This is a genomic window from Robertkochia sediminum (assembly GCF_016786255.1).
Classification (GTDB): domain Bacteria; phylum Bacteroidota; class Bacteroidia; order Flavobacteriales; family Flavobacteriaceae; genus Robertkochia; species Robertkochia sediminum.
In genome coordinates this window covers 252,611-268,316 of record NZ_JADMKT010000078.1, presented here as the reverse complement: position 1 = coordinate 268,316, position 15,706 = coordinate 252,611, and the positions used below count along the sequence as shown (strand labels likewise).

At 45.0% G+C, this 15,706-nt stretch carries 11 protein-coding genes; 7 read left to right on the top strand and 4 right to left on the bottom strand.

The annotated features are described in order from the left end of the window. Positions 1-54: 54 nt before the first annotated feature. The 6 genes from IS446_RS12505 (at position 55) to IS446_RS12480 (ending at position 10,266) form a co-directional block, all read left to right on the top strand. Entirely contained in the window at positions 55-1,995 is a 1,941-nt protein-coding gene (locus IS446_RS12505; RefSeq protein ID WP_203061086.1) for an alpha-1,4-glucan--maltose-1-phosphate maltosyltransferase, read from the top strand. A 7-nt stretch (positions 1,996-2,002) separates the two neighbouring features. Beyond that, positions 2,003-3,643 carry a trehalose synthase gene (locus IS446_RS12500; RefSeq protein ID WP_203061085.1) on the top strand — a complete coding sequence of 547 codons (1,641 nt, stop codon included), beginning with the start codon at positions 2,003-2,005 and terminating at the stop codon, positions 3,641-3,643. 23 nt (positions 3,644-3,666) lie between these two features. Continuing rightward, positions 3,667-5,583, top strand: coding sequence for a 1,4-alpha-glucan branching protein GlgB (gene glgB / locus IS446_RS12495; RefSeq protein ID WP_203061084.1), 1,917 nt, complete (start codon positions 3,667-3,669; stop codon positions 5,581-5,583). 56 nt (positions 5,584-5,639) lie between these two features. Beyond that, on the top strand, positions 5,640-8,039 hold the full coding sequence (locus tag IS446_RS12490; protein WP_203061083.1) for a glycoside hydrolase family 31 protein: 2,400 nt from the start codon (positions 5,640-5,642) through the stop codon (positions 8,037-8,039). A gap of 18 nt (positions 8,040-8,057) precedes the next feature. Continuing rightward, positions 8,058-8,885, top strand: coding sequence for a M48 family metallopeptidase (locus tag IS446_RS12485; protein WP_203061082.1), 828 nt, complete (start codon positions 8,058-8,060; stop codon positions 8,883-8,885). Between the two features lie 73 nt (positions 8,886-8,958). Beyond that, positions 8,959-10,266: an MFS transporter gene (locus IS446_RS12480; protein WP_203061081.1), complete on the top strand. Its 1,308-nt coding sequence runs from the start codon at positions 8,959-8,961 to the stop codon at positions 10,264-10,266. Between the two features lie 47 nt (positions 10,267-10,313). On the opposite strand, the gene deoC is transcribed toward IS446_RS12480, so the two are convergent. The 3 genes from deoC to clpB form a co-directional block, all read right to left on the bottom strand. Then, positions 10,314-10,970, bottom strand: coding sequence for a deoxyribose-phosphate aldolase (deoC, locus tag IS446_RS12475; RefSeq protein ID WP_203061080.1), 657 nt, complete (start codon positions 10,968-10,970; stop codon positions 10,314-10,316). Between the two features lie 3 nt (positions 10,971-10,973). Beyond that, positions 10,974-11,570 (bottom strand): TetR/AcrR family transcriptional regulator, encoded by a 597-nt coding sequence (locus tag IS446_RS12470; RefSeq protein ID WP_203061079.1) that lies wholly within the window; start codon positions 11,568-11,570, stop codon positions 10,974-10,976. A 209-nt stretch (positions 11,571-11,779) separates the two neighbouring features. Then, positions 11,780-14,395: an ATP-dependent chaperone ClpB gene (gene clpB, locus IS446_RS12465; protein ID WP_203061078.1), complete on the bottom strand. Its 2,616-nt coding sequence runs from the start codon at positions 14,393-14,395 to the stop codon at positions 11,780-11,782. 153 nt (positions 14,396-14,548) lie between these two features. Between clpB and ytxJ the strand changes: the two genes are divergently transcribed. Beyond that, on the top strand, positions 14,549-14,938 hold the full coding sequence (ytxJ, locus tag IS446_RS12460) for a bacillithiol system redox-active protein YtxJ (protein ID WP_235996490.1): 390 nt from the start codon (positions 14,549-14,551) through the stop codon (positions 14,936-14,938). Between the two features lie 6 nt (positions 14,939-14,944). Here the strand turns inward: ytxJ and IS446_RS12455 are convergent, their stop codons facing one another. Next, positions 14,945-15,568, bottom strand: a complete 624-nt coding sequence (locus IS446_RS12455) for a class I SAM-dependent methyltransferase (RefSeq protein ID WP_203061076.1) — start codon at positions 15,566-15,568, stop codon at positions 14,945-14,947. Positions 15,569-15,706 lie beyond the last annotated feature (138 nt).

Genomic DNA, 15,706 nt, shown 5'->3' with positions numbered 1-15,706 from the left:
TTTACTTATTTTCAAAGGTTTTTTATATTTTTAATACACTATTAATACAAGAAGATGCAAGACCAGTCAAGAGTAATTATAGAAAATGTGCATCCCCAGATACATCATGGGGATTTTTATATTAAACGCGTTGTCGGAGAGCACGTGGATATTAGTGCAGATGTATTTGCAGATGGTCATGATGTGGTGGCCTGTGTGGTGCGTTTCAAACACGAAAAGGAACGCAATTGGCGGGAGTGTAGGATGGAACAAGGAATTAATGATCATTGGTCTGGTACATTTTCGGTAGAAAAGCAAGGTGAGTACATGTTTTACATTCAGGGATGGGTAGATTATGCCTTGAACTGGCAGCACGGTATAGGGCGTAAGATAGAGGATGGGCAGATGGTAAAAAGCGAATTACTGGAAGGCATCGAGTATATCGATCAGGTTCTAAGGAAATGCCAGAAAAGTGAACAGGACTATCTTAGATCGCTAAAAGGTCTATTCGCAGAGGAATTCTCCTACGAAAAGGCTATTGAAGAGGCTGTATCCTTAAAACTTAAGGAATTATTCATAAAATATCCCATGAGGTACCTGGCTGCAGATTCTCCTAAATTCAGAGTTTATACCGATAGGACTAAAGCTCGTTTTTCTACCTGGTATGAGTTCTTTCCAAGGTCGGCATCTGCAGAAGCAGGAAAGCATGGTACTTTTGAAGACTGTGAACGCCTGATTCCTCGTATTGCGGAAATGGGGTTTGATGTATTGTATTTTCCGCCTATTCATCCTATAGGAGAGGTAAATCGAAAAGGGAAGAACAATGCCACCACTGCCGAGCCCGGAGATGTAGGCTCCCCCTGGGGCATCGGTTCGGCTAAGGGAGGACATAAATCCATTCATCCGGAATTGGGTACAGAAAAAGATTTTAAAAGTCTTGTATCTAAAGCAAGGGAGTACGGTATTGAGATCGCCATGGATTTCGCCCTGCAATGTGCTCCCGATCATCCGTACGTCAAGGAGCATCCTGAATGGTTTAAGTGGCGACCGGATGGAACTGTGCAATACGCCGAAAATCCGCCTAAGAAGTACCAGGATATCCTACCTATATATTTTGAAACCAAGGATTGGAAGCGATTGTGGAAAGAGTTACTCAGTATAGCCATGTACTGGGTAGAAGAATTTGATATTCGCATTTTCAGGGTGGATAACCCCCATACCAAACCCTTTAAGTTTTGGGGTTGGCTTATTGCTGAGGTGAAGAAAAAATACCCTGATGTCCTGTTCCTTTCAGAAGCCTTTACCAGGCCCAAGGTCATGGAAGAGCTTGCTAAACAAGGTTTTACTCAAAGTTATACCTATTTTACCTGGCGTAATAGCAAACAGGAGCTCGTACAGTATTTGGAAGAGCTAACCAAAACCGAGCGTAAGGATTACTTCCGTCCTAATTTTTGGCCTAACACTCCCGATATTAACCCTTATCCGCTACAGGGGGGGAATGAGGCCGTATTTCTACAAAGATATTTTCTCGCTGCAACCCTAAGTTCGAACACCGGGGTTTATGGCCCTGTTTATGAGCATTTAGTTTCTGCAGCGGTCCCGGGGAAGGAGGAGTATTTAAATTCTGAGAAATATGAAGTAAGTCATTGGAACTGGGACTTAAAGAATAAATTGACCCATATTATGACAAAGATCAATATGGCTCGTAAAGAACAGTTATCTCTGCAGCAAACCAATAATATTCGTTTTTGCGATACAGATAACGATCAGTTGCTGGCCTGGTACAAATTTGATGATGATCGTACGAATGAAACATTTATGGTGGCAAGTCTTGATGCCTTTTACTCCAAGCAGGGTTGGGTTCGACTTCCGCTGGATGCATTAAGGGTTAAAGAAGGTCAACAGATACGAATGCTTGACCTGATCACAGGAAGCAGTTACATATGGGACAAAGAATGGAATTATGTAGAGTTGCATCCCGCCTTGCCATTCCACCTTTTCAAAATCATTAAATAGATCTGTTATGGGGAGTAAGAAATCAGAAAGTACCAAAGTTGTCAGGGCACCTTACGATTTTAGATCGAACTGGGAAGAACTCATTGAGGACAAAGATTTTCTCAAAGCCTTTCTTTCTGATGTCCTCGAAAAATACATCATTGCACAACGCTGGTATGGAGGGAAAAGCAGCAAGCTCAAATATATCGAACTGGCCGAGTACTTTAAGATCCAGCAAAGTGGAGAAGTGTATTACGGACTCATTCTCGAAGTGAACTTTTATGAAGCCTTTTTTCAACATTATTTTCTGCCTATTGCCTTTGTTACCGATCCCCAATATGCAGAAAAAGGACGTATTCTGGAGATCTCATTAAACGGTGAGAAAGGTTTTATTGTCGATGCAGTAAATCTGGAAGGATTCCGAAGGGTCGTTTTTCAGCGTATTCAGAGTGCTGTTCCCTTTGATACCACTAAGGTGCAATACCATAAAAGTGAGTATTTGGATTCGGAGGAATATGAAAGTTCGAGGTTTATGGGACTTGAACAGAGTAATACCTCCATTGTCATTAACGATAAATATGTGATCAAGTTCTTTCGAAGAATTTACGCTTCAAAAAATCCGGATTATGAGCTGAGTAGGTTCTTATCTGAGAAACGCGGATTCAAGAACACACCCGCTTACCGGGGAAGCATGAGCGTTAAGGACATGGAGAATGTAAACATAACCATTGCCTTGATGCAGGAACTGATACCCAACCAAGGGGATGCCTGGGAGTATATGCTCGAAGAATTGCACAAGGTTTTTCTAAACCTGGAATACAAGGGTATCGACATTGATAAATTGCCCAAGACCAGTATGTTCAACAGGCTGGCCATTCGTGACGTTCCTCCTGAGATCATTGACTGGGCCGGTCTGAATCTTTTTCAAAAGCTTCGTAAATTGGGACTTCGCACCGCAGAGATGCATGTGCTTCTGGGGTCGGAATTCGAAGATATGGCTTTTACGCCTACGCACTACAATGGCGACTATGAGGTATGGCTAAAGAACCGGATGCTCTATCAATTTCAGAACCGTCTGAACATCGTGGAAAATAACCTGCATAAGTTAGAGGGACTCACACTTGAGAGGGCACAGGAGTTTCTTGAGCGCAAGAATGAGGTTCGAAAAAGGTTTGTAGACTTCAACTGGACGAGGCTTAAAGGCGAACGCATTCGTATTCACGGCGATTACCATCTGGGACAGGTATTGGTCAAAGACGACGATTTTTATATTCTCGATTTTGAGGGAGAACCCGAAAGTACCATTCGCGACCGGAAGGTAAAACAACCTCCGCTTAAGGATGTGGCTGGTATGTTCCGATCGTTTCACTATGCCATCTACGCTACTATATTTTCACATCAGAGTGAGTACCCCTATACCCAGGAATCCCTGTTCAAGGCAGGGGAGTTGCTTTATCAGTATATGATAGCCGTATTCTCTGATTCTTATATCGATTATGTTCGTTCTAAAAACCTGAGTATAGGATATCTCGGCGAGCGCACCTATGTGCTAAAATATTGCCTTCTGGAAAAGGCAGTTTATGAGCTTGGATACGAAATGAATTCAAGACCTTTATGGGCTGTTATTCCTTTAGAAGGTATTATGAGTATTCTTAATGATTCCAAATAAGATTTATATTATAACCCAATTGTATGAAAAACCAGGTAGAGTTGCACAGTTTGTTTACCGATTTTGATATTGACCTTTTTAGATCGGGCAAGCACTATCGCTTATATGAAAAATTTGGTGCTCATTTTATTGAAAAGGACGGTAAGAACGGATGTTACTTTGCAGTTTGGGCACCAAGTGCAAAAGCTGTGTCGGTCATTGGAGATTTTAATTACTGGATCGAAGGTGATCATCCGCTACAGGTTAGGTGGGACGGCTCCGGTATATGGGAAGGTTTTATTCCCGGGATCGAGCAGGGAACGCGATATAAGTTTAAAATACATTCGCATCATAACGATATTAAAACGGAAAAAGCAGATCCTTATGCCTTTTACTGTGAATCGCCACCTCATACCGCTTCACTTACCTGGAAACACAACTATTCATGGAAGGATACCTCCTGGATGGAAACCCGTAAAGACCACAATGCACTCGATAAACCTTTTTCGGTCTATGAGCTTCACCTTGCCTCATGGAGACGAAAGATAGAAGATGGAGGGCGTTCCCTGAGCTATGTTGAATTAGCTGATGAGCTGGTAGCTTACGTAAAGAAAATGCAATTTACCCACGTTGAGTTCATGCCGATCATGGAGTATCCGTATGATCCATCATGGGGATACCAGTTAACCGGGTATTTCGCACCGACCTCCCGTTTTGGTAAGCCTGAAGACCTGATGTTCCTGATCGATAAATTACACCAGGCCGGGATCGGGGTTGTCCTCGACTGGGTGCCTTCACACTTTCCCGAAGACGCTCATGGTCTTGGTTTTTTTGACGGGTCAAACCTCTATGAACACCCTGATCGAAGAAAAGGGTATCATCCCGATTGGAAGAGTCTGATCTTCAATTATGGTCGTAATGAAGTGCGCTCATTTCTTATAAGTAATGCCTTTTTCTGGCTCGATAAATTTCATGCCGACGCATTGCGGGTAGATGCAGTTGCTTCCATGCTTTATCTTGATTATTCAAGGGAGGAGGGGGAGTGGGAACCCAATGAATTCGGGGGGCGTGAGAACCTCGATGCAATTCTGTTTATGAAAGAGCTAAACGAAGCTGTATACGGAAGCTTTGAAGGTATTCAGACCATTGCCGAAGAATCGACTTCATTTCCGATGGTCACCAAGCCCGTATATCTCGGAGGTCTTGGATTTGGGATGAAATGGATGATGGGATGGATGCACGATACCCTCGAATACTTTAAAAAAGATCCTATTCACCGCAGGCATCATCAAAATGATATCACTTTTAGTATGACCTATGCCTTTACTGAAAACTTCATGTTGCCTTTAAGTCATGACGAAGTGGTTTACGGTAAGCGATCTATTCTGGGGCGTATGCCCGGAGACGAATGGCAGCGTTTCGCGAATCTGCGGTTGCTCTACAGTTATATGTTTACCCACCCCGGCGGGAAGTTGCTCTTTATGGGAGGTGAGTTTGGCCAGGGTGAAGAGTGGGATTTTCAAGGTAGTCTCGATTGGCATCTTCTGCAATATCCGATGCATGAAGGGATGCAAAAGCTCGTGGGTGACCTGAATAAATTATACCGGGGTGAAAGGGCACTTTTTGAGAAGCAATTTAGTTCTGAAGGTTTTGAATGGATCAATTACGGGGATGCTGAAAATTCTGTTCTGGTGTACTTGAGAAAGGGCCGTAAAAAGGAAGATACTCTTGTAGTAGTCTTGAACATGACACCGGCCATCAGGGAGGATTACCGTATAGGACTGCCTTTCGGCAGTGGGCTGGAGCAAGTATTTAACAGCGATTATAAAAAATATGGTGGCAGTGGTTGCAGTAATAAGAAGCGCATTGCGACAGAACATACAGCGTGGAACGGAAGAGAACATTCTGCAACAGTAACTTTACCACCCCTGGCTATGGTCGCATTTCACATTTTACCATAAAAAAAATGCCATTAGTGATTAAACTATTATTTTTAGGCTCTTGATAAAATGTAGTTATGATCACCAATACAGAACTAGAGTATAAAGGGAATTTATATCCCTCAAAAATAATTGATCACAAGAAAGAGGTTGATAAGGTCATATTCTTCACAGAAAATGAGGTAACCCTTACCATAACTATCCTTAGAGATAGTGTTTTACGTTTTCGGTATGCCACCCAAGAAGGATATGAGCCCGATTTTTCTTATGCCATCGCTGAGGATGCCACCTATGGATTTAATCATCTGGAGTTGGAAGAGCATGAGGAGCACTTTGCCATTATTACGGCAAAACTGGAAGTGCATGTAGCTAAGGGCGATCTAAGGGTTGCTGTTCTCGATAAGGAAGGGAATACCATTAATGAAGATGAACTTGGATTTCATTGGGAGGAGAGTTACCACCATGGTGGTAATATCGTCAAAATGAGCAAACATGCTCAAGGCTCGGAAAGTTTTTATGCACTGGGCGATAAACCATCGCAGCTTAACCTGAGAGGAAAGCGCGTGGAAAACTGGAATACAGACCAATACGCATTCGGGAAAGACCAGAGTCCACTGTATAAAGCGGTACCTTTTTATATCGGACTTCACAAGAAGAAAGCCTATGGTATTTTCTTTGATAATACCTTTAGAAGTCATTTTGACTTTTGCCAGGAAAGACGAAATATCACTTCGTTCTGGGCCGATGGGGGAGAGATGAACTATTATTTCTTTTACGGGCCGGGCATCCCTGAAGTCGTTCAGGGATATACCGATCTTACGGGGACTCCCGAATTGCCGCCCTTATGGACATTGGGCTTTCATCAGTGTAAATGGAGTTATTACCCGGAAAGCAATGTAAGGGAGATTACCAATACCTTCCGGAAGAAAAAGATCCCTTGTGATGCCATCTACCTGGACATCGATTATATGGATGGTTTTCGATGCTTTACCTGGAACAACGAGTATTTTCCGGATCCTAAGAAAATGGTCGATGATCTTCTTGGAGAAGGATTCAAGACCGTGGCTATCATCGATCCGGGTATCAAGATCGATAAGGACTACCCGGTGTACCAGGAGGCTATAGATAAAGATTATTTCTGTAAACGGGCAGATGGCCCGTATATGAAGGGTAAGGTGTGGCCCGGGGAATGTAATTTCCCGGATTTTACCAATCCCGAAGTACGTGAATGGTGGTCGGGACTATTTAAAGAATTGATCGCCGAAACCGGATTACGTGGGGTTTGGAACGATATGAACGAACCGGCTGTGATGGAAGTGCCCGGAAAAACCTTCCCTGACGATGTACGCCATAACTACGACGGCCACCCCTGCAGCCATCGCAAGGCGCACAATATTTACGGGATGCAAATGGCCAGGGCTACCTATGAAGGCTTGCGCAAGTATACCTTCCCTAAAAGGCCTTTCGTGATCACCCGTGCTGCATATTCCGGAACCCAACGATACACCTCCTCCTGGACCGGCGACAATGTGGCTACCTGGGAGCATTTGTGGATCGCCAATGTACAGGTGCAACGTATGTGTATGAGCGGCATGTCGTTCACAGGTTCTGATATCGGAGGCTTCGCCGAGCAGCCGTCAGGAGAATTATTCGCGCGCTGGATACAATTAGGGGTGTTTCATCCCTTCTGCAGGGTGCATTCAAGTGGCGATCACGGCGATCAGGAACCATGGTCGTTCGGTGAAGAGATCACCAATATCACCCGAAAGTTCATAGAGCTGCGCTACCGTTTATTACCCTATCTCTACACCATGTTCTGGGAGTATATCAACGATGGGGTACCTATGCTCAAATCGTTGATGTATTACGATCAGGATGATCAGCATACCCATTATCGCAATGATGAGTTTATTTTTGGGAACCACATCCTGGTTTGTCCTGTTCTGGAGCCTAATGCCAAGGGAAGAAGGATGTACCTGCCTCGCGGGAAATGGTATAACTACTGGAATGATGAGATCTTGGAGGGAGGCAAAGAAACCTGGGTCGAGGCCGATCTTGATTCTGCTCCGATCTTTGTTAAAGAAGGAGCGATAATTCCGAAGTATCCGGTGCAACAATATGTAGGGGAGAAGGAGATCGAAGAATTGGAACTTCATGCGTATTACGCCGAAGGAGTAGAGACCTCTATGGTCTACGAGGATGCCGGAGACGGCTACGATTATAAAAAAGGAAGGTATTGCTCGAGGAAGTTTCGTCTTACCGGTCGCGGCGATCAACTGATAATTCAGCACTTCAAAGAAGGAAAGTACCTTACTTCCTATGAACATTTTAAATTAGTGTTACACGGCCTCCCGTTCAAGGTGAAGTCGGTGTATCTGGATAACGCCAGGATTCCGTTGGAATCTATTGAATCTGTGGAGGGTCAGTCTATGTTGATCCCTAAAGATTTTACAGAAATTCATATCATAGGAGCATAGCTCCAAAAACTAATAAAAATGAGGAGTATTAAATTCAAACATGTAGTAACGCTGTTGCTATTTGCGGGTTTGGTCCTAGGGTGTAAGACCAATCCTTTTACCGGAAAATCGACCCTTAATTTTCATGATAACAGTAGCCTGTTCCCTACCTCTTTTAAACAGTACGATGAGTTTTTAGATGCGAATAAAGTGATCAAAGGGACGGCAGAGGCCGAATTGATCACCAAGGTAGGACAGCGCATCAAAAAGGCGGCAGAGACGTTTTTTGCCGCAAATGGCAATCCCGAATATCTTAAAGATTACAGTTGGGAATTTAATTTGGTAGACGACAAACAAGTGAATGCCTGGTGTATGCCTGGCGGGAAGATCGTTTTTTATACGGGAATCTTACCCATTTGTGAAAGTGAAGCTGGAATTGCCGCCGTTATGGGGCATGAGGTAGCCCACGCCCTTGCCGATCACGGAGCCCAGCGAATGAGTGCCGGAACGTTACAGCAGGTAGGCCTGGTAGTAGGTAACGTTGCCACCATGAACGATCGCGATAAGAACTTGCTCTTTAATGCGGCCTATGGTGTAGGTTCCCAGGTTGGAGTTATGCTGCCATTTAGCCGTAGTCATGAAACAGAAGCCGATATTATCGGGCAGCGTTTAATGGCCATAGCCGGTTATAATCCCGATGAGGCTGCAAGACTCTGGGAGCGCATGGCGAAGAACGGGGGAAGTTCACAACCTGAATTCCTTAGTACGCACCCAAGCAGTACGACAAGGATCCAAAACCTGAGAGCGAATGCTGAAAATGCAAAAGCTGAAGCCAAGAAATACGGGGTAACCTCTTTTCAGCAATAAGGCTTTAACAATAAATCTATATATTAGACACCGCTCTTCTCCCTGAAGGGCGGTTTTTTTATGACCTGAACCTATGAACCAACTACAAAAAGGAAGTAAAAAACTTCTAAATGCCTGGGCGTTTTACGATTGGGCCAATTCGGTATACAGTCTTACCATAGCCTCGGCTATCTTCCCGCTTTTCTACGGGGCCTTATTTCGGGAGGCCGGGGTCGAGAAGATAGAGGTCTTTGGAGGTATGATCGCCAGAGCTCCCCTGATCACCTATGTTACCGCTGCAGCTTTTCTGTTTATCGCTGTATTGAGTCCGCTGCTCTCCGGGGTGGCCGATTACGTGGGGAATAAAAAGGTCTTTCTCAAATTTTTTTGTTACCTGGGAGCATTATCAAGTGCTGCGTTGTACTGGTTTAGTCTGGAGCATATCTATTTTGGCCTTATTGCCTACTTTTTCGGCCTGGTAGGCTTTTGGGGCAGCCTTGTTTTTTACAACTCTTATTTGCCGGATATAGCCTATCCTGAACAACAGGATTCCATTAGTGCGAAGGGGTATTCCTGGGGTTATTTTGGTAGTGTGATCCTGTTGCTGATCAATTTACTGATGATCCTTAAATACGAGTGGTTCGGATTTGAAGGGGCGGGAATGCCAACCAAGCTCTCGTTTCTGACCGTGGGATTATGGTGGGCCGGATTTGCACAGTATACCTTCTACCATCTGCCTGAGGGCAACGAGAACAAGGGGAAGGTCAACAAGCAGGTATTGCTTAGCGGATTCAAAGAGCTGCAGAAAGTGTGGCACGACCTCGCAGAAAGCAAACGACTAAAGCGTTACCTCGGAGCCTTCTTTGTTTACAGTATGGGGGTGCAGACGGTTATGCTTGCGGCGTCGTATTTTGCAGAAGAGGAGCTTGCCTGGGCCAATGCAGAGGAGCGAACCATGGGGCTTATCGTTTCCATCTTGCTTATTCAGCTGGTAGCCATTCTTGGCGCCTGGGGAACGGCACGACTCTCGTTCCGTTTTGGGAATATTCCGGTACTTATTGCCATTAACCTTGTTTGGATCGCCATATGTGTGTACGGCTATTTTGTGATCACTCCGGTACAATTCTATATTACAGCCGCTACCGTAGGATTGGTCATGGGAGGTATACAGGCATTGTCGCGCTCTACTTATTCCAAGTTCCTGCCTAAAACCATGGATACCACCTCTTTCTTTAGTTTTTACGATGTGGCAGAGAAGATAGGGATCGTGATCGGGATGTTCCTGTACGGACTTATAGCGCAACTAACAGGGAGTATGCGTAATTCGATCTTTTTTCTGGGAATCCTCTTTGTGTTCGGATTGTTGTTGTTGCTCAGGGTACCTGATAAGCGGTCTTCCTAGGTCCTTTAAAGCGCCTCATATGATCATAGGTTAGTGCTCAGGTCTTCCTATTGCTTGCCAAAGTGGCTAACGATCTTAATTCCTGAAGAAGTACCAATTCTGTCGGCGCCCTTGGCGATAAATGCGATGGCGTCTTCATAGCTCCTGATACCTCCTGAGGCTTTGATCAGGGCATTGTTGCCTACGGTGTTCTTAATAATTGTAATATCTTCGAGAGAAGCTCCTCTGCTGGCAAATCCGGTCGAGGTCTTAACAAAGTCACCACCGCCTTCGACTACGGCTTTAGATACGGCTACGATCTCTTCTTTGCTCAGATTGGCCGTTTCGATGATCACCTTCAATACGGCACCTCCAATGGCGTGTTTTATAAAATGAACTTCCTGGGTGATCTTGCTGTACGCCTTGTCCTTGACCCACCCCTGATTGATCACCATATCGACTTCTCCGGCACCGTCTTTTACCGCATCTTCTGCTTCAGCGACCTTTGCAGCAGTGGTCGCTGCTCCTAAGGGGAATCCTACCACGGTACACACCAGGACCTTGGTATCTCTGAGTAATTCTTTGGCCAAAGCCACATAGGTGCCGTGTACGCAAACCGACTTAAACCGATAAATAGCTGCTTCTTCGCATAATTTGGTGATCTGTGCTTCTGTGGCCAGCGGATCTAAGAGGGTGTGATCGATATAGGTGTTGATATTTTCCATGAGTTATTTTTTAAAGCGTTGATTCATTGTGTCGATAATAACATTCATGGCATCTTTGAGGTAGGAGGGGTCTTTTGTGGTGTTGCTCATAAATACTGCGCCCTGTATGAGGGAATAGAACCGTTTGGCGTATACATCGCCCTTGATGTTCTTGCGAATTACCCCCTCTTCCTTTCCCGACTCTATGAGTGAAGCCATGATCGCTTCTATACGGTGCATCACTTCCTGAACCTTTTGGCTCATTTCGTCATTTAGGAACTTACTGTCGGTGCCAAAATTAACAATAGGACAGCCACCAAAAGTATTTGTGAACTCGTAATAGTCTTTGTAAAAGTACGCAAATTGCATGAGCCCTTCCAGAGGATCTCCGGCATTTTCTACACGGGATTCGAGTTTGGCAATGATCTTATGAGCCAGGTGGTCGAAGCACTGCAGGTATAGGGTTTCCTTATTTTCGAAGTTCCCGTATACGGCCCCCTTAGTGAGTCCTGTGGCGGTGGTAATGTCGCTTAAACTCGTGGCAGCGTAGCCTTTTTTATTGAAGATGGGAGCAATGGTGCTGGTAATGAATACGGTAGTTCTTTCGGCTTTGGTGAGCATGGAAGTTGTTTTACAACTACAAGATAATAATACTGAATGGTATTTTATAATTCTTTTTTCTATTCCAATAAAAAGCCCCTGCAGCATGCTGCAGGGGCTCACTAACCAACCAACTTAAAACTAAATAATTCGCTAACGAATTATCTACCTTCATCTTAGCAAACTCTCGTCGCTGTTTTAATAGTCGCAGTTTATACAAAAACCTTACGTTATAAATCAGACTTATCTACGAGATTGTCCTGATTTCTGAAAACGATCTCGTCGTTAAAGGCATCCAGGAGGATGATACTGTCTGTAGTGACCTTTCCGGAGAGGATCTCTTTAGATAACTCGTTGAGCACTTCTTTCTGAATGATCCTTTTTACCGGCCTGGCCCCATACTGCGGGTCGTATCCTTTTAATGCCAGATGCGCTACCGCTTCTTTTGTAGCATCCATGGTGATGCCTTGTTTTGCAACCATTTTTATGACTTGTTTAAGCTGCAGGCCTACAATGTCCTTGATATTGGCCTCGCTAAGCGGTGTGAACATAATAATATCGTCGATCCTGTTCAGGAACTCCGGTCTTACACTTTGTTTAAGCAGTCCCAGCACTTCGGTCTTGGCTGCCTCCATGGCACTATAGATATCCGGAATGTTCTCAAATTTCTCCTGAATGATATGGCTACCCATATTACTGGTCATGATAATGATCGTATTCTTGAAATCGGCCAGCCTTCCCTTGTTATCGGTAAGACGCCCTTCATCCAGTACTTGCAGCAGGATATTGAAGGTGTCCGGGTGTGCTTTCTCGATCTCATCTAGCAATACGACCGAATAGGGCTTGCGTCGCACAGCCTCGGTGAGCTGTCCGCCCTCATCATATCCAACATATCCCGGAGGCGCTCCCACCAATCGGCTTACCGAATGTCTTTCCTGGTACTCACTCATATCAATCCGGGTCATGGCGGTTTCATCGTCAAACAGATATTCGGCCAGGGCCTTTGCAAGTTCTGTTTTCCCCACCCCGGTGGTCCCGAGGAATAGAAACGAACCAATGGGCTTTTTCATATCCTGTAATCCGGCTCTGCTGCGTCGTATCGCATCAGATACGCTTTGAATAGCCTCTTCTTGTCCGACCACGCGCTTATGGAGTTCGTCTTCCAGGCTAAGCAGTTTTTCTCTTTCGCTTTGGAGCATCTTGGTTACGGGAATACCGGTCCATTTAGCCACTACTTCGGCAATGTCTTCATTGGTCACTTCTTCCTTGATCAGACTTTTGCCACTTTGCTGTTGTTCCTGCAGGCTTTCCTGCAGGGTCTGTAATTGTTCCTGGGCTTCTTTGATCTTACCGTAACGTATCTCTGCAACCTTACCGTAGTCGCCTTCTCTTTCTGCCTTTTCGGCTTCCAGCTTAAAGCGTTCGATATCTTCCTTGGCATTTTGAACCTGATCTACGACCTCTTTTTCACTTGACCATTTCGCAAAAACCTCGTGACGCTCGTCCTTGAGATTGGCCAGTTCGGCATTGAGGCTTTTTAATTTTGTTTCGTCATCTTCACGTTTAATTGCCTCGATCTCGATCTCTAGCTGCATGATCTTTCGGTCGAGCACATCGAGCTCTTCCGGCTTCGAATTGATCTCCATGCGCAGCTTTGAAGCCGCCTCGTCCATAAGGTCAATAGCCTTATCCGGCAGAAACCTGTTGGTAATATACCTTTGGGATAATTCTACCGCAGCAATAATGGCTTCATCCTTAATTCGCACCTTGTGGTGGGTCTCATACTTTTCTTTGATACCCCGTAAAATGGAGATAGCACTCTCGGTGTCCGGCTCATTGACCATTACCTTTTGAAAGCGTCGCTCCAGCGCCTTGTCTTTTTCAAAATACTTTTGATATTCGTCAAGGGTGGTTGCCCCAATAGCACGGAGCTCTCCTCTCGCCAAAGCGGGTTTCAGGATGTTCGCCGCATCCATGGCTCCCTGACCGCCTCCGGCTCCCACAAGGGTGTGGATCTCATCAATGAACAATACAATGTTGCCATCTGAGGTGGTAACCTCTTTGATGACAGCCTTAAGGCGCTCTTCGAATTCACCTTTGTATTTGGCTCCGGCGATCAAGGCTCCCATATCGAGCGAAAAGATCTGTTTGTCCTTAAGGTTCTCCGGCACATCACCCTGAATGATCCTGTGGGCTAAACCTTCGGCTATGGCTGTTTTACCAACTCCAGGTTCTCCGACAAGCATCGGATTGTTCTTGGTACGTCTCGAGAGGATCTGTAGTACTCGTCTTATTTCCTCGTCACGCCCGATCACGGGGTCAAGTTTACCATCGTTGGCGAGCTGATTGAGGTTCTTGGCGTATTTGTTAAGAGAATTATAGGTGTCTTCGGCACTAGCCGAGGTAACCCGGTCTCCTTTTCTGAGTTCTTCTATAGCGGCCTGAAGTCCCTTTTCGGTAACGCCCTGGTCTTTGAGCATCTGGGCGACCTTACTTTTTGATTTAAAAATGGCCCAAATAAGGTGTTCAATGCTCACAAACTCGTCTTTCATTTTCTTTGAGAGATTAGCGGCTTCATTAAGTGTGGAAGCAGCATCTCTTGATAGCATGAGTTCTCCGCCTTCGACCTTGGCAAAGCCCTTTAAGGTACTTTCTACCATCTGGCCCAGAAGGCTGGTGTTTACATTGAGTTTTTTGAGAATAAAGGACAACACATTTTTATCGACCTCCATAATGGCCTTGAAGAGGTGTTCATTCTCGATCTGCTGATGGCCATATCCCTGGGCGATCTGTTGCGCCTGCTGTATGGCCTCCTGTGATTTAATGGTGAAATTATTTAAGTTCATAGGTGTTGTTTCTAATATGATTAACTTACGCAAGCATATTTTCAATAAATATTCCAAAGGTGATATACAGTCAAAATGACTGCTAATGAGTGTGTTAAGCAGACATTTTGGCGCTATTCTTTGAACAAAAGCAGACAAAAAGTTACAAGGCGCATGGCAATGAAGTGGTTAGGATCAATATTCGACGGAAAAGGGGAAGATGAAAATGCTTTTCCATGGCATCAACTTACCGAGCTTTCACAGCTTGAGGCTATTCAAATGGAATCTTTTCAAAGGGTAGTGCTCATTTACAAACACAGCACCCGTTGTGGTATAAGCTCTGTAGTGCTCAGCAGGATGGAACGCAGTAAAGCCCTGCTTGACGCCGGGATATCATGCTACTTTCTCGACCTGATCAGGTACAGGAGCCTTTCGAATAAGATCGCAGACGCTTACGGCATCAGGCATGAGAGTCCGCAGGTACTACTGCTCAGTAAAGGGAAAGTGCTCTGGCACGGATCTCACGGAGCAATCACCGCACCAAATATTCTGGAGCAACTTTAATGGGTTTTACTTCCTCCTGAAAAGGGTGTATATAAAGTTTTGCTTACCACCACCGGGGGTCGTATGATCGTGGAATCTTACGGCTTCCAGGGTGAATTCATCTCCCAGTAAAGCCGATAGTTCCTCCTCGGAATATTGGGTGATCTCCAACCCCGAACACTTTAAAGGGCCATTTTTAGAAAATGTAGCCAGAATAACCCACCCGCCGGGAGCTACAGCTTGGGTCAGGGCACGCTTATATCCCTGTTTTTGTGCTTTACTGTTTAAAAAATGAAAGGCTGCCCGATCGTGCCAAAGGTGGTATTTCCGGGTAGGTTCAAAGGCCGATGCATCTGCGCATATCCATTTGAGCTTAAGCGCGTCCTTACCAAGGCGTAAACGCGCCTTTTCTAGTGCTTTACAGGAGATGTCAAGCACAGTGATGTTCTCATAGTCGTTTTTTAAGAGCGTGTCTGCAAAGGTACTGTCGCCACCTCCAACATCAATGATCGCAGCAGAAGGATCGTCTATCTTAGAAGCGATCCAATCTATTACGATCTCAGGAGTTTTCTGGTACCAGCTGGCAACAGAAAGGTCTGCTTGTTTGGTATATACGTTTTCCCAGTGATTTTGCAAGTTCGTAGGTTCCATGATTGTGGTGTTTTTTTAGCAGGCTCTGAAAGGTTCTCCTGAAAGGGTGTTCGCAACCGATGTAAGCCGATGGTCCTGTCCTGTCATTTTTCTCTATACATGCCAATAAGGTATCAGGGTTCTTTAGAGCAAGGCCCA